Annotated in this window: 19 protein-coding genes; all 19 read left to right on the top strand. The window is 63.4% G+C overall.

Annotation, left to right across the window (positions count from 1 at the left end; genetic code table 11):
• Positions 1-110: 110 nt before the first annotated feature.
• The 19 genes from AC1Q64_RS19475 to AC1Q64_RS19565 all read left to right on the top strand — a co-directional run bounded on the left by AC1Q64_RS19475 (position 111) and on the right by AC1Q64_RS19565 (position 20,624).
• Positions 111-1,754, top strand: coding sequence for a 3-(methylthio)propionyl-CoA ligase (locus AC1Q64_RS19475; RefSeq protein ID WP_492252472.1), 1,644 nt, complete (start codon positions 111-113; stop codon positions 1,752-1,754).
• 187 nt (positions 1,755-1,941) lie between these two features.
• On the top strand, positions 1,942-3,174 hold the full coding sequence (locus AC1Q64_RS19480; protein WP_108499645.1) for a branched-chain amino acid ABC transporter substrate-binding protein: 1,233 nt from the start codon (positions 1,942-1,944) through the stop codon (positions 3,172-3,174).
• 83 nt (positions 3,175-3,257) lie between these two features.
• Positions 3,258-4,211 (top strand): branched-chain amino acid ABC transporter permease, encoded by a 954-nt coding sequence (locus AC1Q64_RS19485; RefSeq protein ID WP_056063520.1) that lies wholly within the window; start codon positions 3,258-3,260, stop codon positions 4,209-4,211.
• Positions 4,212-4,215: 4 nt separating this feature from the next.
• Positions 4,216-5,538: a branched-chain amino acid ABC transporter permease gene (locus AC1Q64_RS19490; protein ID WP_492252473.1), complete on the top strand. Its 1,323-nt coding sequence runs from the start codon at positions 4,216-4,218 to the stop codon at positions 5,536-5,538.
• 2 nt (positions 5,539-5,540) lie between these two features.
• The gene (locus AC1Q64_RS19495) at positions 5,541-6,326 is read left to right on the top strand and encodes an ABC transporter ATP-binding protein (protein WP_015014388.1); all 786 of its coding nucleotides are present in this window, start codon (positions 5,541-5,543) and stop codon (positions 6,324-6,326) included.
• Position 6,327: 1 nt separating this feature from the next.
• Complete coding sequence (locus AC1Q64_RS19500) at positions 6,328-7,023, top strand: ABC transporter ATP-binding protein (protein ID WP_056063513.1); 696 nt, start codon at positions 6,328-6,330, stop codon at positions 7,021-7,023.
• A gap of 190 nt (positions 7,024-7,213) precedes the next feature.
• Positions 7,214-9,313, top strand: coding sequence for a 3-hydroxyacyl-CoA dehydrogenase NAD-binding domain-containing protein (locus AC1Q64_RS19505; RefSeq protein ID WP_492252474.1), 2,100 nt, complete (start codon positions 7,214-7,216; stop codon positions 9,311-9,313).
• Between the two features lie 41 nt (positions 9,314-9,354).
• Positions 9,355-10,530: an acetyl-CoA C-acyltransferase gene (locus tag AC1Q64_RS19510; RefSeq protein ID WP_492252475.1), complete on the top strand. Its 1,176-nt coding sequence runs from the start codon at positions 9,355-9,357 to the stop codon at positions 10,528-10,530.
• 157 nt (positions 10,531-10,687) lie between these two features.
• The gene (locus AC1Q64_RS19515) at positions 10,688-12,556 is read left to right on the top strand and encodes an acyl-CoA dehydrogenase (protein ID WP_492252476.1); all 1,869 of its coding nucleotides are present in this window, start codon (positions 10,688-10,690) and stop codon (positions 12,554-12,556) included.
• Positions 12,556-12,765, top strand: coding sequence for a hypothetical protein (locus AC1Q64_RS19520; protein WP_492252477.1), 210 nt, complete (start codon positions 12,556-12,558; stop codon positions 12,763-12,765). The genes AC1Q64_RS19515 and AC1Q64_RS19520 overlap by 1 nt, the downstream gene beginning before the upstream one ends.
• Before the next feature lie 183 nt (positions 12,766-12,948).
• Positions 12,949-13,740: an SDR family oxidoreductase gene (locus AC1Q64_RS19525; RefSeq protein ID WP_056063500.1), complete on the top strand. Its 792-nt coding sequence runs from the start codon at positions 12,949-12,951 to the stop codon at positions 13,738-13,740.
• Between the two features lie 154 nt (positions 13,741-13,894).
• Entirely contained in the window at positions 13,895-14,326 is a 432-nt protein-coding gene (locus tag AC1Q64_RS19530) for a PaaI family thioesterase (RefSeq protein WP_291439701.1), read from the top strand.
• A gap of 96 nt (positions 14,327-14,422) precedes the next feature.
• Positions 14,423-15,439: an NADP-dependent oxidoreductase gene (locus AC1Q64_RS19535; RefSeq protein WP_492252478.1), complete on the top strand. Its 1,017-nt coding sequence runs from the start codon at positions 14,423-14,425 to the stop codon at positions 15,437-15,439.
• Positions 15,439-15,903: a GNAT family N-acetyltransferase gene (locus AC1Q64_RS19540; protein ID WP_492252479.1), complete on the top strand. Its 465-nt coding sequence runs from the start codon at positions 15,439-15,441 to the stop codon at positions 15,901-15,903. The genes AC1Q64_RS19535 and AC1Q64_RS19540 overlap by 1 nt, the downstream gene beginning before the upstream one ends.
• 9 nt (positions 15,904-15,912) lie before the next feature.
• The gene (locus AC1Q64_RS19545; protein WP_492252480.1) at positions 15,913-17,574 is read left to right on the top strand and encodes an isovaleryl-CoA dehydrogenase; all 1,662 of its coding nucleotides are present in this window, start codon (positions 15,913-15,915) and stop codon (positions 17,572-17,574) included.
• A 24-nt stretch (positions 17,575-17,598) separates the two neighbouring features.
• On the top strand, positions 17,599-18,534 hold the full coding sequence (locus AC1Q64_RS19550) for a glutathione S-transferase family protein (RefSeq protein WP_492252481.1): 936 nt from the start codon (positions 17,599-17,601) through the stop codon (positions 18,532-18,534).
• A gap of 148 nt (positions 18,535-18,682) precedes the next feature.
• Positions 18,683-19,588: an SDR family oxidoreductase gene (locus tag AC1Q64_RS19555; protein WP_492252482.1), complete on the top strand. Its 906-nt coding sequence runs from the start codon at positions 18,683-18,685 to the stop codon at positions 19,586-19,588.
• 50 nt (positions 19,589-19,638) lie between these two features.
• Complete coding sequence (locus AC1Q64_RS19560; RefSeq protein ID WP_492252483.1) at positions 19,639-20,223, top strand: methylated-DNA--[protein]-cysteine S-methyltransferase; 585 nt, start codon at positions 19,639-19,641, stop codon at positions 20,221-20,223.
• A gap of 158 nt (positions 20,224-20,381) precedes the next feature.
• Positions 20,382-20,624: a hypothetical protein gene (locus AC1Q64_RS19565; protein ID WP_492252484.1), complete on the top strand. Its 243-nt coding sequence runs from the start codon at positions 20,382-20,384 to the stop codon at positions 20,622-20,624.
• Positions 20,625-20,659: the final 35 nt, after the last annotated feature.

A 20,659-nucleotide genomic window follows, 5' to 3' on the forward strand; every position in this document is an offset into this window, starting at 1 on the left:
TGTGTGGGTTCATCCCAGCGGCGTGCGGGGGCACGACGCGGGCGACACCCGGACGCTGATACGCGCGCTACGATGACCGTTCCATTCACTACAACATCCAAGGAGTATTCATGCTGGGCTTGATGCAGAGTCAACCGTTGCTGATTTCGTCGCTGATCGAATTCGCAGAGCGCCACCACGGCGACGCCGAAATCGTGTCCCGACGGGTGGAAGGGGACATCCATCGCTACACGTACCGCGACCTCGCCGCACGTGCCCGCCGCCTGGCCAACGCGCTGAATGACCTGAAGCTCCAGTTCAGCGACCGGGTGGCCACGCTGGCCTGGAACGGCTATCGCCACATGGAGATGTATTTCGGCGTGAGCGGATCGGGTCGCGTGCTGCACACCGTCAATCCGCGCCTGCACCCCGACCAGATCGCCTGGATCATCAACCACGCAGAAGACCAGGTGATGTGCTTTGACACCACCTTCTTGCCCCTGGTGCAAGCGGTGCATGCCAGGTGCCCCACCGTCAAGAAATGGGTTGCCCTGTGCGACGCCGACAAGCTGCCTGCAGACACCGGCATTCCCGGCCTGACCAGCTACGAAGCCTGGATTGGTGCGCAGTCTTCGGACTACGCCTGGCCCGAGTTTGATGAGAACTCTGCATCGAGCATGTGCTACACCAGCGGCACCACAGGCAACCCCAAGGCCGCGCTGTACAGCCACCGCTCCACCACGCTGCACGCCTACGCTGCGGCGCTGCCCGATGTGATGTGCCTCTCGGCCCGCGACTCGGTGCTGCCCGTGGTGCCCATGTTCCACGTCAATGCCTGGGGCATTCCGTACTCGGCCGCGCTCACCGGCTGCAAGCTGGTGTTCCCCGGCCCGGCGATGGACGGCAAGTCGATCTACGAACTGATAGAAGCGGAGAAGGTCAGCTATGCCGCAGGCGTGCCTACCGTGTGGCAGATGATGCTGGGCCACATGAAGCCTGCGGGCCTCAAGTTCTCCACGCTGCGCCGCACGGTCATTGGCGGCTCGGCCTGCCCGCCTGCCATGATCCACGCCTTCAAGGAAGACTACGGCGTGGAGGTGCTGCACGCCTGGGGCATGACCGAGATGAGCCCGCTGGGCACGCTGTGCACGCTCAAGAACAAACACCTCGTCATGTCCAAGGACGAGCAGATGAAGATCCTGCAGAAGCAGGGCCGTGCGATCTATGGCGTGGACATGAAGATCGTGGGTGGCGACGGCAACGAGCTTCCCTGGGACGGCAAGACCTATGGCGACCTGCTGGTCAAGGGCCCCTGGATCGTGGGCAGCTACTTCAAGGGCGAGGGCGGTGACCCGCTGGTGCGCGACGCGCAGGGCAGGGGCTGGTTCCCCACGGGCGACGTGGCCACCATCGACGCCGACGGCTTCATGCAGATCACCGACCGCAGCAAGGACGTGATCAAGTCCGGTGGCGAATGGATCAGCTCCATCGACATCGAGAACATTGCGATGGCCCATCCCGCCATTGCCATGGCAGCGTGTGTGGGTATGCCGCACCCCAAGTGGGACGAGCGCCCCATTGTGGCAGTGGTCAAGCGGCCTGGCGCAGAGGTGACGCGCGAAGCGCTGCTGGCCTTCTACGAAGGCAAGACGGCCAAGTGGCAGATCCCTGACGACGTGGTGTTTGTCGATGCCATTCCGCTCGGTGCCACCGGCAAGATGCTCAAGACCAAGCTGCGTGAGCAGCTCAAGGATTACAAGCTTCCCGGCCTGTGATCAGTGTGGGGCAATGCATGTGCGCGCATCGCTTGCGAGCGCCATTTTTTGCGCTGCCCCAGGCTGGTGCGCGCTCGGGGGAGCGCAGCGCCAGTCACGTGTGCGACGCTGGTAGGGGCAATCCCTGAGCATCGCTTTGTTGCAACGCGGTACGCTGCGTTGTGTCGATTTACAAGGAGACAAAAGCATGAAGTTCGCTATTAAGGCTGTAGCAGCCTCGGTAATCTTGGCAAGCGCTGGCGGGGCCTTCGCTCAAAAGGGCGAGACGGTCAAAATCGCCTGGCTCGACCCCCTGTCTGGCCTGATGGCGGCCGTGGGAACGAACCAGCTCAAGAGCTTCCAGTTCATCGCTGAAGAGTTCAACAAGAAGAACCCTGCCGGCGTCAAATTTGAAATCATCGGCATCGACAACAAACTCAGCCCGCAGGAAACCACCAGCGCCCTGCGCTCGGCCATGGACCAGGGTGCGCGCTACGTGGTGCAGGGCAACGGCTCTGGTCCCGCACTGGCCATCATGGACGCGCTCGAAAAGCACAACGCACGCAATCCCGGCAAGGAGGTCTTGTTCCTGAACTACGCTGCCGTGGACCCAGACCTCACCAACAGCAAGTGCAGCTACTGGCACTTCCGTCTGGATGCAGACACCTCCATGAAGATGGAAGCGCTGACGACTTACATGAAGGACCTGCCAGAGGTCAAGAAGGTTTACCTGATCAACCAGAACTACTCGCACGGCCACCAGGTCTCCAAGTTCGCCAAGGAGATGATGCAGCGCAAGCGCCCCGACGTGCAGTTTGTGGGTGACGACCTGCACCCCCTGGCCCAGGTGCGCGACTTCTCGCCCTACATCGCCAAGATCAAGGCGTCGGGCGCTGACAGCGTGATCACCGGCAACTGGGGTTCTGACCTGGCACTGCTGATCAAGGCCGCTAACGACGCGGGCCTGAACAACGTCAACTTCTACACCTACTACGGCTCTGTCACCGGCAGCCCCACCGCCATGGGCTCTGCCGCTGCAGGCCGCGTGTACATGGTGGCTTACGCCCACATGAACCTGCCTGGCCCGCTGAACCAGATCGTTGTGGACTACAAGAAGAAGTTCAACGACGACATGTACACCGGTGCCGTGTACCACGCCTTCACCATGCTGTCCGAAGGTTTCGTGAAGGCCAAGTCCACCGACCCCGTCAAGGTGGCTGCAGCTTTTGAAGGCATGAAGTTCAAGAGCTTCAACGGTGAAGTCGAAATGCGCAAGACCGACCACCAGCTGCAACAGGGCCTGTTCATTTCCAAGTGGGAAAAAGCCGGCGGCAAGTACCCCATCGACTCGGAAAACACCGGCTACACCTTCGTGCCGCTGAAGTACTACGAGCCCTACGTGGCCAGCACGCCCACGTCGTGCCAGATGAAGCGTCCCTAAATCCGGCGCTGGCGTTTCGGCGCCAGAACTTCGAGGCCCGACGTACTCGGGCCTTTTTTTTCCCTCCGTGATGAAAAATTCCAATGAATCCTGAGTTTTTCGTGATCTCTTTGCTGAACGGCGTGAGCTACGGGCTCCTGCTGTTCATGCTGAGTTCCGGCCTCACGCTGATCTTCAGCATGATGGGCGTGCTCAACTTCGCACACACCAGCTTCTACATGCTGGGTGCCTATTTCGCGTTCACCATCTCCGGGGTGGTGGGCTTTTGGCCGGCGCTGGTGCTGGCACCGCTTGTGGTGTTTGTGCTGGGTGCTGCGTTTGAACGCTATGCCCTGCGCCGGGTGCACAAGTTTGGCCATGTGCCCGAGCTGCTGGTCACGTTCGGGCTGTCGTACCTGATTCTGGAAGTCGTGCAGCTGGTCTGGGGTCGCTCCACGGTGCCTTACGGCCTGCCAGAGCAATTGCAGGGCCCGCTGTTTTCGCTGTACGGCACGCAGTTTCCCAAGTCGCGTTCGTTTGTGATGCTGGTGGCGCTGCTGATGCTGCTGTCGGTGTGGCTGCTGCTCACACGCACCCGCATCGGGCTGGTGATCCAGGCGGCTCTCAAGTACCCAGAAATGGTGGAAGCGCTGGGCCACAACGTGCCGCGTGTCTTCATGCTGGTGTTTGGTGGCGGTGCCGCGCTGGCGGGCCTGGCGGGCGTGATCGGTGGCAACACCTATGTGACTGAGCCTGCGATGGCGGCGTCTGTGGGCTCCATCATCTTCGTGGTGGTGGTGGTGGGCGGCATGGGCTCGCTCGCCGGTGCTTTCATCGCTTCGCTGCTGATTGGCGTGGTACAGACCTTTGCCGTGGCGCTGGACTACTCGCTGATCCACGTCTTCAAGGCCGTGGGTGTGGCGGTGACCGACCAGACCTTTGGCTATCCCTTGCTCAAGCTCACGATTTCGCAGGTGGCGCCCATCCTGCCGTACCTGTTCCTCGTGCTGATCCTGATCTTCCGCCCCAAGGGCCTTCTGGGCACGCGGGAGGACTGACGCCATGAATTCAACCACTCATCCTGTCTCCAGTGCCACGTCGCACTACCGGTTCAAGCCCTGGAACGTCGGGCGCTTCGTGATCTGGACGCTGTTTGCCGCAGCACTGATCGTGGCGCCCATGCTGTTTCGTAGCAGCCTGGCGCTGACCATGCTCTCGCAGATCGGCTACCTCATCATCATCTGCCTGTCCTACAACATGTTGTTGGGGCAGGGCGGCATGCTGAGCTTCGGCCATGCCGTGTACACCGGTTTGGGTTCGTTCATAGCCATCCACGCCATGAACATGGCAAGCAAAGGCAGCTTCAGCATTCCGCTGGTGCTGATCCCCATCGTGGGCGGGCTGGCGGGGGCGTTCTTTGCCATCTTGCTGGGCTTCGTCACGACCAAGAAGTCAGGCACCACATTCGCCATGATCACGCTGGGCATTGGCGAGCTGGTGGCTTCGATGGCGCTGATGTTCCCCGAGTTCTTCGGGGGCGAAGGCGGCATCACCACCGACCGCGTGTACGGCCAGTCGTTCTTCGGCATCACCTTCGGGCCTGCTATCCAGGTGTACTACCTGATTGCTGCGTACTGCTTCGTGTGCACGGCGGCGATGTTTGCCTTCACCGGTACGCCGCTGGGCCGCATCCTGAATGCGGTGCGCGACAACCCCGAGCGTGTGGAGTTCATTGGCTACAACACGCAGCGGGTGCGCTACTTCGCCTTCATCATCGCGGGCTTCTTTGCCGGCGTCGGTGGTGGTCTGGCCACGATCAATTTTGAGATCGTGACGGGTGCCGACAGCCTGAACGTTGTGCGCTCGGGTGGCTACCTGCTGTTCACGTTCCTGGGCGGTGCCACCTTCTTCTTCGGCCCCATCATTGGTGCGGTGCTGCTGGTGCTGGCCTCGGTGCTGCTGTCCGAGCTGTCCAAAGCCTGGCTGCTGTACCTGGGCCTGGTGTTCCTGTTCATGGTGATGTACGCGCCTGGCGGCGTGGCCAGCCTGATCATGATGAACCTGCGCCTGGCCAAGTTTGGCAAGTTGCGCCAGCTGTGGGCGTCGTACCTCGCGCTGGGCGGTACCGCCTTGGTGGGTGTGATGGGCGCGGCCTGCATGATCGAGATGACTTACCACCTGCAGCTCAATGCGGCGTTGGGGCCAGAGTTGACCTTCCTGAGGGCCACGCTCAACGCCAAGGGCTTGACCAGCTGGTTTGGCGCGGTGTTTGTGATGTTGACGGGCTTTGCCCTGTTTGAACTCTGCCGCCGCCAGTTTGTGCGCCAGTGGGGCAGGATCCAGGAAGAAATAGAACATGAAATCAAGCGCGGGGAGGCTTTGTAACCATGGCGGCTGACAACGCAACCTATGCGCTCGAACTGCGCGACCTGCGCAAGAGCTTTGGCAAGACCGAGATCATTCGTGGGGCCAACCTGGCCGTAGCGCCCGGCGAACGGGTGGCCATCATCGGCCCCAACGGTGCGGGCAAGTCCACGCTGTTCAATCTGATCAGCGGGCGCTTTGCGCCCACCAGCGGCGACGTGATCCTGAACGGCCAGCGTATCAACGGCATGGCACCGTACGAGATCAACCGGCGAGGGCTCTCGCGCAGCTTCCAGATCACCAACATCTTTCCCAAGCTGTCGGTGTTCGAAAACCTGCGGTGCGGCGTGCTGTGGAGCATGGGCTACAAGTACACGTTCCTGCGTTTCCTGTCGAACCTGCATGACGCCAACGAGCGCGCCAAGCAGCTCATGGAGATGATCAAGCTCGACAAGAAGCGCGACACGCTGGCGATGAACCTGACCTACGCTGAGCAGCGCGCGCTGGAGATTGGCATCACCATCGCGGGCGGTGCCAATGTGATCCTGCTGGACGAACCGACAGCCGGCATGAGCAAGACCGAGACCTCACGCTTCATCCACCTCATCAAGGAAGTGACCGAAGGCCGCACGCTGTTGACGGTGGAGCACGACATGGGCGTGGTGTTCGGCTTGGCCGACAAGATCGCTGTGGTGGTGTATGGCGAGGTGATTGCCTTTGACACGCCCGACAAGGTGCGCGCCAACCAGCGCGTACAAGAGGCTTATCTGGGCTCGGTCGTTGCGGACGAGCAAGGGGCGGGACACTGACATGCTGAAAATCGAAAATCTCCACGCCTATTACGGCAAGAGCCATGTGCTGCATGGCGTGACCTTCGACGTACAACCCGGTGAAATCGTGGCCCTGCTGGGGCGCAACGGTTCGGGCCGCTCCACTACCGCCAAGGCCATCATGGGTCTGGTGGACTGGGAGGGCACACTCAACTGGAAGGGGCAGGACCTCAATGGCAGGAAGGCCTACGAGATCGCCCACCTGGGGGTGGGTTACGTGCCTGAAAGCCGCGATGTGTTCCCTAACCTCACCGTGCATCAGAACCTGATGCTCGGCCAAAAGGGCAGTGGCAAGAACAGCCGCTGGTCGTTTGACGACATGTACGAGATGTTCCCGCGCCTCAAGGAGCGCCAGCACACCGAGGCGGGTGTAATGTCGGGCGGTGAGCAGCAGATGCTGACGCTGTGCCGCACGCTGATGGGCGACCCGGACCTCATCATCATCGACGAGCCCACCGAAGGCCTGGCGCCCAAGATCGTCGAACTGGTGGGGCAGTACCTGCAGACCATCAAGTCGCGCGGCATTTCGGTGCTGCTGATCGAGCAGAAGCTCACCATCGCCATGAAGATCTCGGATCGCGCGCTGGTGATGGGCCACGGCTCTATCGTTTTCCAGGGTACGCCGGACAGTCTGCGGGCCGATAACTACATCCGCAAGGAATGGCTTGAAGTCTGACGATTTCTGAAAAACCATGGCCAAAAGAGGCGCCCGATAGCTGAAGGCGCCTCTTTTTTTGCTCTACCAAATGTTGCACTGCAAACCCCCTTGTCCCGCCCGGGACAAATTGACACGCCAAATGGCTTTGAAGTCTCTACAATAAAAACGCACGATCGTTCTTTTTCACTTTCCAAGGAACAACAGCACCATGACCGCTGAATACAAAGTCCACGGCTCCGTTGCCGTGATCACCATGGCCAACCCTCCCGTCAACGGACTCGGTCTGGCGACCCGCCAGGGCATCGTGGACGGCCTTGGCCGTGCCAATGCCGATGCAGCGGTCACGTCCATCGTGATCACTGGTGCCGGTGGTGCGTTCTCTGGCGGTGCCGACATCAAGGAGTTCGGCACCGACAAGTCGCTGCAAGAACCCAACCTGCTGTCGGTGATTGCCGCCATCGAAAACTCGGCCAAACCCGTTGTGGCTGCCATGCACAGCGTCGCCATGGGCGGCGGGCTGGAACTGGCCCTGGGTTGCCACTACCGTATTGCAGCGCCTGGCTGCTCGATTGCATTGCCTGAGGTCAAGCTGGGCCTGATCCCCGGCGCGGGCGGCACGCAGCGCCTGCCCCGCGTGATTGGTGTGGAAGCTGCGCTCAACCTCATCGTGAGCGGTGAGCCCGTCAAGAGTGAAATGATCGGCGCCGTGCCCGGCCAGAAACTGTTCGACAAGATGGCCGCATCGGCAGAGTCGCTTGCGGCAGAAGCCCTGGCGTTTGCACAGAGCGTGGCGGATACCCGTCCGCTGCCGCTGGTGCGCAACTTCCCCTGCAAGCACCCCGAAGGCGATGCTTACTTCCAGTTCGCGCGCAACATGGTCAAGGGAATGGCCAAGAACTTCCCCGCGCCCGCCAAGTGTGTGGACGCGGTCGAAGCCGCCACCAGGAAGAAGTTTGCCGAGGGCATGCTGGTCGAGCGCGAGATCTTCATCAACCTGATGTGGACGCCCGAGTCGCGTGCGCTGCGCCATTTGTTCATGGCTGAGCGTGCGGCGAGCAAGATCCCCGACGTGGCCTCCGACACCCCAAAGCGCGACATCAAGCTGGTGGGCGTGATTGGCGCGGGCACCATGGGTGGCGGCATCTCCATGAATTTCCTGAACGCCGGCATTCCCGTCAAGATTTTGGAAATGAAGCAGGAAGCCCTGGACCGTGGCGTGGCCACGATCAAGAAGAATTACGAAGCCCAGGTCAAGAAGGGCAAGCTCAAGCAGGACAAGTACGAGCAGCGCATGGCCCTGCTGAGCACCACGCTGAGCTACGACGATCTCAAGGACTGCGACCTCATCATCGAAGCCGTGTTCGAGGAGATGGGCGTCAAGGAAGCCGTGTTCAAGCAACTCGACGCTGTAGCCAAGCCCGGCGCCATCCTGGCCTCCAACACCTCCACGCTCGATGTGGACAAGATTGCGGCCTTCACCAAGCGTCCGCAGGACGTGGTGGGCATGCACTTCTTCAGCCCTGCCAACGTGATGAAGCTGCTCGAAGTGGTGCGCGGCAAAGAGACTGCCAAGGACGTGCTGGCCACCGTGATGGCCATCGGCAAGAAGATCAAGAAGACCTCGGTGGTGTCGGGCGTGTGCGATGGCTTCATCGGCAACCGCATGATCGAGCAGTACAGCCGCCAGGCCGGCTTTTTGCTGGACGAAGGCTGCACGCCCCAGCAGGTGGACAAGGCCGTCGAGAAGTTTGGTTTTGCCATGGGCCCGTTCCGCATGGGCGACCTGGCGGGTAACGACATCGGCTGGGCCATCCGCAAGCGCCGCGCCGTGGAGCGTGCCGATATGAAGTACAGCCGTACGGCCGACAAGCTGTGTGAACTGGGCCGCTTCGGCCAGAAGACCGGCGCAGGCTGGTACGACTACCAGGCCGGCAAGCGCGACGCTATCCCGAGCGACCTGGTCAACAAGATGATCGAAGACCACCGCAAGGAACTGGGCATCACGCCGCGCAAGATTTCGGACGAAGAAATTGTGCAGCGCCTGGTGTTCGCTCTGGTCAACGAAGGCGCGCACATCCTGGAAGACGGCATTGCCAGCAAGTCCGGCGACATTGACATGGTGTACCTGACCGGCTATGGCTTCCCCATTCACCGTGGCGGCCCCATGCACTACGCCAGCGAAGTGGGTCTGTTCAACGTGGTGCAGGCCATGGACCGTTTTGCCAAGAACCCGCTGGATGACGCAGCGTTCTGGAAGCCCGCTCCGCTGCTGGCCAAGCTGGCCGCTGAAGGCAAGGCCTTCCAGTAAGCCGCACGCGTGCACCCATCTAAAGAATCAAAGGAATTCACATGACCTCCGCAGTGATTGTTTCCACCGCCCGCACGCCACTCGCCAAGAGCTGGAAGGGTTCGTTCAACATGACGCATGGCGCCACCCTGGGCGGCCATGCCGTGCAGCACGCCGTGTTGCGCGCCGGCATTGATGGCGCTGACGTGGACGACGTCATCATGGGTTGCGCCACACCCGAAGGCGCCACCGGCAGCAACATCGCGCGCCAGATCGCCTTGAAGGCCGGTCTGCCCATCACCGCCTCCGGCGTCACGGTCAACCGCTTCTGCTCTTCGGGCCTGCAGACCATTGCCATGGCCGCCCAGCGCATCATCGCTGGCGAAGCCGATGTGTTCGTGGCCGGTGGTGTCGAAAGCATCTCCTGCGTGCAGCAGGAGATGAACCTGCACATGATCCAGGACCTGGCTCTGGCCAAGCAAAAGCCCGAGATTTACTGGAGCATGCTGCAGACCGCCGAGCAGGTGGCCAAGCGCTACAACATCGGCCGCGAAGCCATGGACGAATACGGTGCGGGCAGCCAGCAAAAGGCCTGTGCGGCCCAGGCTGCCGGCCTGTTCGATGCAGAAATCGCCCCCATCACGGTGACGGCCGGTGTGGCTGACAAGACCCTGGGCCTGATCACCAAGCAAGTGACGGTGAGCCGCGACGAAGGCACGCGTGAAGGCACGACGGTGGAGGCCATCAGTGGCCTGCGTTCTGCGCTGCCAGGTGGCCTGATCTCGGCCGGCAATGCCAGCCAGTTCTCCGACGGCGCCGGCGCCTGCGTGATCGCCAGCGAAGAGTACGCCAGCAAGAAGGGCCTCAAGCCCCTGGGCCGTTTCCTCGGCTTTGCGGTGGCCGGTTGCGAGCCTGACGAAATGGGCATCGGCCCCGTGTTTGCCGTGCCCAAGGTGCTGAAAAAGCTGGGCCTCACGGTGCAGGACATCGACCTGTGGGAGTTGAACGAAGCCTTTGCTGTGCAAGTGCTGTACTGCCGCGACAAGCTGGGAATCCCGGCGGACCGTCTGAACGTGAACGGCGGCGCCATCGCCCTGGGTCACCCCTACGGCGTGTCAGGCCAGCGCCTCACGGGCCATGCCCTCATCGAAGGCAAGCGCCGTGGCGCCAAGAAGGTGTGCGTAACGATGTGCATTGGCGGCGGCATGGGCGCTGCGGGTATCTTTGAAGTGTTCTGACCCCGCAGCGGTTTCGCGACCGGGACAGCCCCGCGTGCAGTGCCACTGTGTTGAGTGATGCTGTACCGGGGTTTTTTTATGGACTGTGAAGCTCCTCTTTTTATAGCTGCTAGCGTTTGATGGATAAGCGCTAGAAGCCATTTTGAATGTAAATGCCATGAGCCTACGCCCTACCGTCGATTTCTTGCTGTACCAGTGGCTCGACGCCGAGAAGCTGCAAGCCCGCGAGCGCTTTGCGGACCACTCGCGCGAAACCTTCGACGCGGTGCTCGATACCTCCGAGCGCATCGCCCGCGAGAAGTACGCCCCCTTCAACCGCGTGGTGGACACCGAAGAACCCCGCACCGAGACCGAGCCCGACGGCACGCTGCGCGTGGTGCTGCCGCAAGCCACCTACGAAGCACGGCGCGCCTACGCCGAGTCGGGCCTGCTGAGCGCCGCGCAGGACTACGACATTGGCGGTATGCAGCTGCCCTACACGGTGGAGGCTGCGGCCAACAGTTTTTTTGCGGCCGCCTCGATCAGCATTGGCTCCAACCTGCTGACCTCGGGCAACGCCAACCTGCTCATGGTGCATGGCACCGACCTGCAAAAGCAGGTGTTTGCGCTCAATGAATTCAACGGCCGCTGGTCGGGCACCATGTGCCTGTCGGAGCCACAGGCGGGCTCGTCCCTGTCCGACGTGGCCACACGCGCCGTGCCGGATGGCGAGGGCTTTGAGAGCGACCCGCTCGGTCCCCGCTACCGCCTCAAGGGCAACAAGATGTGGATCAGCTCGGGCGACCATGAGCTGACCGAAAACATCGTGCACCTAGTGCTGGCCAAGATTCCGGGGCCGGACGGCAAGCTGGTGCCCGGCACCAAGGGCATCTCGCTGTTCATCGTGCCCAAGAAGCTGGTGGACACCAACGGCCAGCTGACCGGCGTGCGCAACGACGTGGCGCTGGCGGGCCTGAACCACAAGCTGGGCTGGCGCGGCACCACCAACACGCTGCTGAACTTTGGCGAGGGCAAGTACCCCGTGGGTGGTCAGGCAGGCGCCGTGGGCTACCTGGTCGGCCAGCCCGGCAAGGGCCTGCACTGCATGTTCCACATGATGAACGAGGCGCGCATCGGCATCGGCATGGCTGCCACCATGCTGGGCCTGGCGGGCTACTACGCGAGCCTGGACTACGCCAAGAACCGACCCCAGGGCCGCCCAGTTCAAGGTCCGAAAGACGGCGCCGCAGCGGTGGTCAAGGACGCCGCCCAGCCCCAGGTGCGCATCGTCGAGCACGCAGACGTCAAGCGCATGCTGCTGGCGCAAAAGTCGTATGGCGAGGGCGCGCTGGCGCTCAACCTGTTCTGCGCGCGGTTGGTGGACGAGCAACATACGGGTGATGCCGCCGCGGCCGACGAGGCCCGCCTGCTGCTGGAGGTGCTGACCCCCATCGCCAAGAGTTGGCCCAGCGAATGGTGCCTGGAGGCCAACAGCCTGGCCATCCAGATCCACGGCGGCTACGGCTACACGCGCGACTTTCCGGTGGAGCAGTACTGGCGCGACAACCGCCTGAACATGATCCACGAAGGCACCCACGGCATCCAGGCCATGGACCTGCTGGGCCGCAAGGTGCTGATGGAGGGCGGTCGTGGCCTGCAACTGCTGGCCGGGCGCATCAACGCCACCATCGAGCGCGCCATCCAGGTGCCCGCGCTGGCTGCCCACGCCAACGCGCTGGGCAAGGCGCTGCAGGACGTGGGCGCTGCCACCAAGGCCGCCTGGGCCACGGGCCAACCCGCTGATGCGCTGTCCAACGCCGTGCCCTACATGCAGGCCTTTGGCCACACGGTGCTGGCCTGGGTGTGGCTGGACGTGGCGCTGGCCACCCTGGCGGCCGATGCAGCCCTGGCACAGCCCGCCAGCGTGGGCCGCATGGGCGCCATGCGCTTTTTCTTCCATTACGAGCTGCCCAAGATCGGCGCCTGGCTGCAAGTGGTCAGCGCACGCGACGCGACCTGCGCCAGCTTTCCTGAAGAGGCGTTCTGATGGCCGCCGCGCACACCCTGCAGCGCTTGCACAAAATCATCTGGGCCCTGATCTACGGCGGCCTGCTCACGCTGGTGCTGGGCATTGCCACCGCCCGCACCGACCCGGCCACGGGCTGGGTGCTGATGGTGGGCGGGGGCGTGGTGGCTGCCGCGGGCGTGGTGCTGATTGCCGTGCGTGCGCGGCTCAAGGCCGACCCCCAGGGCTGACGCTGCGGCACCGCTGCAGCCACCTGGCGGGCCCCGTGCGGAGCGGACGCGGCGGCGACACAATGCAGCCTTCTGGCGCCGCACAATGGCCGCCTGTATTCCACCCCCTGGCTGGCGCATTCCAGCGCCGGGCTGTGGTCCGAGAACATCCATCGACTGGCAAAAATCCAAGGAGACATTCATATGACACGCACCATCCAACAACTGTTTGACCTGACGGGCAAGACCGCCCTGGTGACCGGCGGCTCGCGCGGCCTGGGCCTGCAACTGGCCCACGCGCTGGGCGAGGCGGGCGCCAAGATCGTGCTCAGCTCGCGCAAGGCGTCTGACCTGGAGGAAGCCACGGCCGACCTGCAAGCCGCAGGCATCGACGCGCGCTGGATTGCCGCCGACTGCGCCAAGGAAGAGGACATCCGCCGCCTGGCCGACGAGACCTTGCAGCGCCTGGGCCATGTGGACATCCTGGTCAACAACGCGGGCGCGGCCTGGGGCTCTCCGGCTGAAGACCACCCCGTGGAGGCCTGGGACAAGGTGATGAACCTCAACGTGCGTGGGTACTTCATCCTGAGCCAGCACATCGCCAAGCACAGCATGATCGGCCGCCGCAGCGGCAGCATCATCAATGTGGCGTCCATCGCCGGCCTGGGCGGCAACCCCAAGGGCATGAACACCATTGCTTACAACACCTCCAAGGGCGCGGTGATCAACTTCACACGGGCGCTGGCGGCCGAATGGGGGGCCTACAACATCCGCGTCAACGCGATCTGCCCGGGCTTCTTCCCGAGCAAGATGACGGTGGGCACACTCAAGGCCATGGGCGAAGAAGCGCTGGCGGCCCACGCCCCCCTGGGCCGCCTGGGCGATGATGAAGACCTGAAGGGCCTGTGCGCGCTGTATGCGTCGGATGCGGGCAAGCACATCACCGGTCAGTGGCTGGCGGTGGACGGCGGCGTGAGCATTGTGACTGGCGGGTGAAGATCCCCCTGAGCGGCTGCGCCGCTTCCCCCTTCTCTCGAATCGCTGAGCGATTCGGGAAGGGGGACGACGCAATCGCTGCGGGGCGGCCCTTGCTCTGCGTCCCTCGCCTGTGCCGCGCCCGTTGCGACCTACATTTCCAAAGGAAAAAACCTTGATCAGTTTTGGTGTCGAAATCCCCTTTGTCAGCCACCTTGGCTTCACGCTGCACCGCATGGAGGACGGCGAGTCCGAGCTGCGCTACGAGGCGCAGCCCGAGCACCTGAACTCGTTTGCCGTGACCCACGGCGGCGCGTCGATGACGTTGCTGGATGTGACCATGGCCACGGCCGCGCGCAGCGTGACGCCGGACATGGGTGTGGTCACCATCGAGATGAAGACCAGCTTCATGCAGCCCGCACGCGGACCGCTGTTGGCCAAGGGGCGGTTGATTCACCGCACCGCCACCATGGCGTTCACCGAGGGCACGGTGTACGACGCCCAAGGCAAGGTGTGCTGCCACGCCACCGGCACGTTCAAGTACGTCAAGCGTCTGCCGGTGGACGGGCGCAATGTCAATGACCTCAAGGTCATTTCTACCGACTGAGCCAGTGGTTTAAAGCCTTTTCGCCTGCAGGCGCATTGTCTATATGTACTGGTAGCTATCAAAAACATAGTATTTAATTTTCTGAAGGAGCTTTTCATGCCACGCAACCAACAAATCGTTCTCGACAACCGCCCCCAGGGCGAAGCGGTGGCCAGCAACTTCAAGCTGGTGGCCACTGACACGCCCGCGCTCAAGGACGGCGAGGTGCTGGTGCGCCACCACTACCTGAGCCTGGACCCCTACATGCGCGGCCGTATGAACGAGAGCAAGAGCTACGCCGCATCGCAGGCGCTGGGCGAAGTCATGATCGGCGGCACCGTGGGTGAAGTGGCCGAGAGCAAGCACCCCAAGTACGCCGTGGGCGACAAGGTCGTGGGTATGGGCGGCTGGCAGGAATACAGCGTGGTCAATGCCGAGCAGCCCGGTGCGCTGCGCAAGGTGGACACCACCCATGTACCGCTGTCGCACTACTTGGGCGCCGTAGGCATGCCGGGCGTGACAGCGTGGTACGGCCTGGTCAAGATCATCGCGCCCAAGGAAGGCGACACCGTGGTGGTGAGCGCCGCCACGGGCGCCGTGGGCAGCGCCTTTGCCGCGCTGGCCAAGGCCCGTGGCTGCCGCGCGGTGGGCATTGCGGGCGGTGCCGACAAGTGCAAGTACGCAGTGGAAGAACTGGGCTTTGACGCCTGCATCGACTACAAAGAGCACAGCGACGTGAAGGCCATGTCCAAGGCCCTGAAGGAAGCGTGCCCCAACGGCATCGATGGCTACTTCGAGAACGTGGGCGGCTGGATCATGGACGCTGTCATGCTGCGCATGAACGCCTTCAGCCGCATCGCCCTGTGCGGCATGATCGCCGGCTACGACGGTGCACCGCTGCCCATGGCCAACCCCGCGCTCATGCTCATCAACCGCATGAAGGTTGAAGGCTTCATCGTCAGCGAGCACATGGAAGTCTGGCCTGATGCCCTCAAGGAGTTGGGCACGCTGGTCGGCACCGGCAAGCTGCGCCCGCGCGAAACCATTGCCCAAGGCATTGCCGCCGCGCCCGAGGCCTTCCTGGGCCTGCTCAAGGGCAAGAACTTTGGCAAGCAACTGGTCAAGCTGATCTGATGATGCTGAAGTGGACCTGGTGCCGCTTCGATGACCTGGGCGTGCATGCGCTGCATGACGCCCTGGCCCTGCGCTGCAAGGTGTTCATCCTGGAGCAGGGCCCCTACCAGGACCCGGACGGAGCGGACAAGCAGTCCTACCACTTGCTGGGCTACGACGAGATGGGCGTGCTGCAGGCCTGCCTGCGCGTGGCGGACCCTGGTGTGAACTACCCCGAGCCCTCCATTGGCCGCGTCGTGACCGCCAAGGAAGCGCGTGGCAACGGCACGGGCCGGGCGCTGATGCAGGAAGGCATCACCCGCTGCAGCCAGGCGTGGCCGGGGCAGGGCATCCGTATCAGCGCGCAGGCCCATCTGCAGGGCTTCTATGGCAGCCTGGGCTTTGTGGCCGTGTCCGATGAGTACCTGGAAGACGATATCCCGCACGTTGAAATGCTGAGGCGGGGTGACAGCCCCACCGTCTGAGGAGCCGCCATGACCGCTGCCAGCCCTGCCGCCACCCATGAAGTGTTCAACCAGAGCACGCCCTGGGCCGATGCCAACCTCTTCATGACCAACCAGCCCTTGCAGGACGCGCTGCGCCTGCATGCCCCCAGCCTGCCGCTGGCGAGCCTGACGGCCTTGGGTGCGGAGATGGGTTCGGCGGAGATGGCCACCCATGCGCGCCTTGCCAACACCTACAAGCCCCAGCTGCGTACGCACGACCGCTTCGGCCACCGCACCGATGTGGTGGAGTTCCACCCCAGCTACCACGCGCTGATGGGCGCAGCGTTGCGCCACGGCCTGCATGCCACGCCCTGGTCGCGCCAGAACACGGGCCACGCCCATATCGAGCGGGCTGCAGGCTTCATGCTGTTCACTGAGGCCGAGCCCTCCATTCTTTGCCCTGTGTCGATGAGCTACGCCGTCACGCCTGCCTTGCGGGGCAATGCAGCCGTGTGGGCGGACTGGAGCAAGGGCCTCGCAGCCACGCAGTACGACCCGCACCTGGCGCTGTTCTCGCAGAAATCCGCGCTCACCATGGGCATGGGCATGACCGAGAAGCAGGGCGGATCGGACGTGCGCGCCAACACCACACAGGCTGTGCACGATGGCGACGATGCCTGGGGCGCACGCTACCGCATCACCGGCCACAAATGGTTCTTCTCGGCCCCCATGTGCGACGCCTTCCTGATCCTGGCGCAGGCACCCGGCGGGCTCACCTGCTTCTTCCTGCCGCGTGTGCTGCCGGACGACACCGTGAACGCTATCCGCATCCAGCGCCTCAAGGACAAGCTGGGCAACCACGCCAACGCCAGCTCCGAGGTCGAATTCATCGACGCGATGGCATGGCGCGTGGGCGAAGAGGGCCGGGGGGTGGCGCAGATCCTGGAGATGGGCACCATGACGCGGCTGGACTGCGCGCTGGGCACCAGCGGCCTCATGCGGCAGGCGCTCAGCATTGCGCTGCACCACACGCGCCAGCGCTCGGCCTTTGGCAAGAAGCTCATTGAGCAGCCACTGATGCGCAACGTGCTGGCCGACCTTGCTCTTGAAAGTGAAGCGGCTACCGCGCTATCCATCAGGCTTGCAAGCGCTTTTGACCACAAGGATAAGAGCGAGCACGAGGCCATCATGGCCCGCCTGCTCACGCCCGTGGCCAAGTTCTGGGTCTGCAAACGTGGCAGCGTGTTTGCGCAAGAGGCCATGGAATGCCTGGGCGGCAACGGCTATGTGGAAGAGGGCGGCGAGGGCGTGATGTCCCGCATCTACCGCGAGATGCCGCTCAACTCCATCTGGGAGGGTGCGGGCAACATCATGGCGCTGGACCTGCTGCGCGCCGTGCGCCGCGCAGACACCGCTGCCGCACTGGCTGACGAACTGGCCCCCGCACGCGGCGCCCACCCGGCGCTGGACCGCATGGCCAGTGCGCTGCCCCTGCGCGTGGACGCCATGACCACCGAGGCCGAGGCCCGCCGCCTCGCGCAGGACGTGGCCCTGGCCGTTCAGGCCGCGCTGCTGTACCGCAGTGCCCCAAGCGCAGTGTTCGGCGCTTTCTGCGAATCGCGCCTGGGCGGAGACTGGGGCTACAGCTTTGGCACGCTGGGTACGGGCGTCGATCTGGATACCTTGCTCTCACGCGCCTTGCCTGCTTGACACATTTTTTCTGCGGAGAACCCCATGTCCCACCTCATCCTGCACCACTACCCCTCGTCACCGTTCTCTGAAAAGATCCGTGCGGTGCTCGGCTTCAAGCAACTGGCTTGGAAGTCCGTCATCATCCCCAGCGTCATGCCCAAGCCCGATGTGGTGGCGTTGACGGGGGGCTATCGCAAGACGCCGTTTTTGCAGATTGGTGCCGACATCTATTGCGACTCAGCCCTGATCTGTGATGTGCTGGAGCACGAGCATCCCGAACCTGTGCTGTACCCGCCGCACCTCAAAGGCGTGTCGCGCGTGTTTGCGCAGTGGGCCGACACCACGCTGTTCTGGGCTGCCATGGCCTACAACCTGCAGCCCAAGGGCGCCGCCGTGTTGTTTGCCAACCTGCCGCCTGCTGCTGCGCAAGTGTTTGGCGAAGACCGCCGCGAGATGAGCGCTGGCATGCAGCGCCTGCGCCCGGCCGATGCCACCGCCGCCTACCGCTCGTACCTGCGCCGCATCGCCCACATGGCTGAAGAGCATGATTTTTTGTTTGGCGCAGAGCCTTGTCTGGCCGACTTTGCTGCTTATCACCCGTTGTGGTTCACGCGCCAGTGTGTGCCGGTGATGGCTGACATCTTTGCCGCCACACCCGCCGTGCTGGAGTGGATGGACCGCATCGCTGCGCTGGGCCACGGCCGCATGGAGAAGTTCAGTGCCGCCGACGCCATCACAGTGGCTGCAGGCATGGACCCTCTGCCCTTGACGGATGACGTGTTCCAGGACGAGCACGGCATTCCGCTGGGCAGCCCGGTCACTATTTCCGCCGAGAGCTTTGGCACTGAGCCCACCGAGGGCGAGCTGATCGCCGCCACCCGCACCCGCTACACGCTGCGGCGCACCGACCCGCGCGCGGGCACGGTGCACGTTCACTTCCCCCGCATCGGCTACGTGTTGCGGCCGACGGCGTCCTGAACAACAGCGGCCTTTTTTATCGCATCGCGCCCGATTCGTTCTGCGCGTTCGGGCGGCGTTGGTCGAAGCTGTGTGCCAGCATCAGAGCCGCCCCGTGTTTCATGATCGCACCCCATCATCCATCGACAATCCCTAGGAGACAAAAAATATGATCGACAACTTTGCTGGTAAAACCGCCGTCCTCACCGGCGCAGGCTCGGGCTTTGGCCTGGAATGCGCGCGCATCGGTGCCCGCCTCGGCATGAACCTGGTGCTGGTGGATGTGCAGCAGGACGCGCTGGACGCCGCCGCTGCCGAGATGCAGGCCGCAGGTAGCCAGGTGCTGGCCCGCAAGGTGGATGTATCGAACGCTGCGCAGATGGAGCAACTCGCCGCCGACGTGCAGCAGCGCTTTGGCGCACCGCACCTGGTGTTCAACAACGCAGGCGTGGGTGCGGGCGGCCTGGTGTGGGAAAACTCGGTCAAGGACTGGGAGTGGGTGCTGGGCGTGAACCTGTGGGGTGTGGTGCACGGCGTGCGTCTGTTCACCCCCATGATGCTGGCAGCGGCCAAGGCCGACCCCACTTGGCGCGGCCACATCATCAACACCGCCAGCATGGCGGGCCTGCTGGCGGCGCCCAACATGGGCATCTACAACGTGAGCAAGCACGCAGTGGTCAGCCTGTCGGAAACGCTGTATCAGGATCTGTCGCTGGTCACTGACCAGATCGGCGCCAGCGTGTTGTGCCCGTTCTTTGTGCCCACCGGCATCAACCAAAGCCACCGCAACCGCCCCGGCGACCTGCCTGCCGAAAAGCCCACCAAGAGCCAGCTCATCGGTCAGGCCATGAGCGACAAGGCCGTGGGCAGCGGCAAGGTGACCGCCGCCGAGGTAGCGCAAAAAGTGTTCGATGCAGCGGCACAAGGTCAGTTCTACATCTACAGCCACCCCAAGGCCCTGGCTTCGGTGCAGACGCGCATGGAAGACGTGATGATGGGCCGCAACCCCACAGACCCGTTTGCCGCCAAGCCCGAGCTGGGTGCACAGCTGCGGGCAGCTCTGAGGGCTGAATAAGCACCAGGCGCTTGATATATATGTGCTGAAAGCTATTAAAAATATAGCAAATGGTTGCTGAGCTGGTCACCATCGATTCAGCGCACCAACCCGCAAGCGGCTATGCGCTGTTCCCCACTGCCATCGGCCACTGTGGCATCGCGTGGCAGGGGGCGCAGTTGGTGGGGGCGCAGTTGCCGGAAGATGCAAGCGAGCTGCAGACGCGTGCCCGCATGCAGTGCCGGTTTCCGCAGCTTGCTGAAAGTGTGATGCCACCCGAGGTGGCCGCCTGGGCGGCGCGCGTGGTGGCTCTGCTCGAAGGTGCGCACGATGACCTGTGCGATGTGCCTTTGGCGCTCAATACCGTGCCACCCTTCCACGCCCGTGTGTACGAACTGGCCCGCCGTATTCCGCCCGGCAAGACCATGACCTATGGCGAGATGGCAGCCGCGCTGGGCGAGCCAGGTGCTGCGCGTGCCGTGGGTCAGGCGTTGGGCCACAACCCGTTTGCGCCCTTGGTGCCATGCCACCGCGTGCTGGCGGCGGGCGACCGGCCCGGCGGGTTTTCGGCGGGTGGCGGCGCGCTGACCAAGCTGCGCATGCTGCAGATCGAAGGCGCGTGTCCGGGCGGAACCGCGTCGCTGTTTGACTGGTGACTACCGGTTTTGCTGGCCTGTTGCCACCGCGTTGAAAACGCCTGCGCGGGAGGTTTGTTCGACACCGCACAGACACCCGGCCCCAGCCCCTTGTACAAGAGGATCAGAGCGCTGCCGCAATGCGGTGGCGCCATTCACTTGTGTACCAGGAGCCGCCCATGTCCCATCCACCTACCCTTGCCTCTGCGTGGGACACGTCTTGCGTCGGGCAGCCAGCAGACATATCGCTGCTGGAGCTTTCCCACCTGGGTGAACATCTGGCGCACTGTGGCGCCTTGCGCGGGCCGCTGGACCAGTTGCTCGCCGGCGCTGCATGGCTGCAGGCCCTGGTGGCCGAGCATGTGGTCACCGTTGCACTCTTGGTCACGTTGCTGGCGGGGGCCGTATCGCTGGTGCGGTAGGGGGCGCGCACATGGGCATACGCACACCATGGCCC

The sequence above is a fragment of the Acidovorax sp. GW835-FHT14G06 genome (assembly GCF_058793595.1).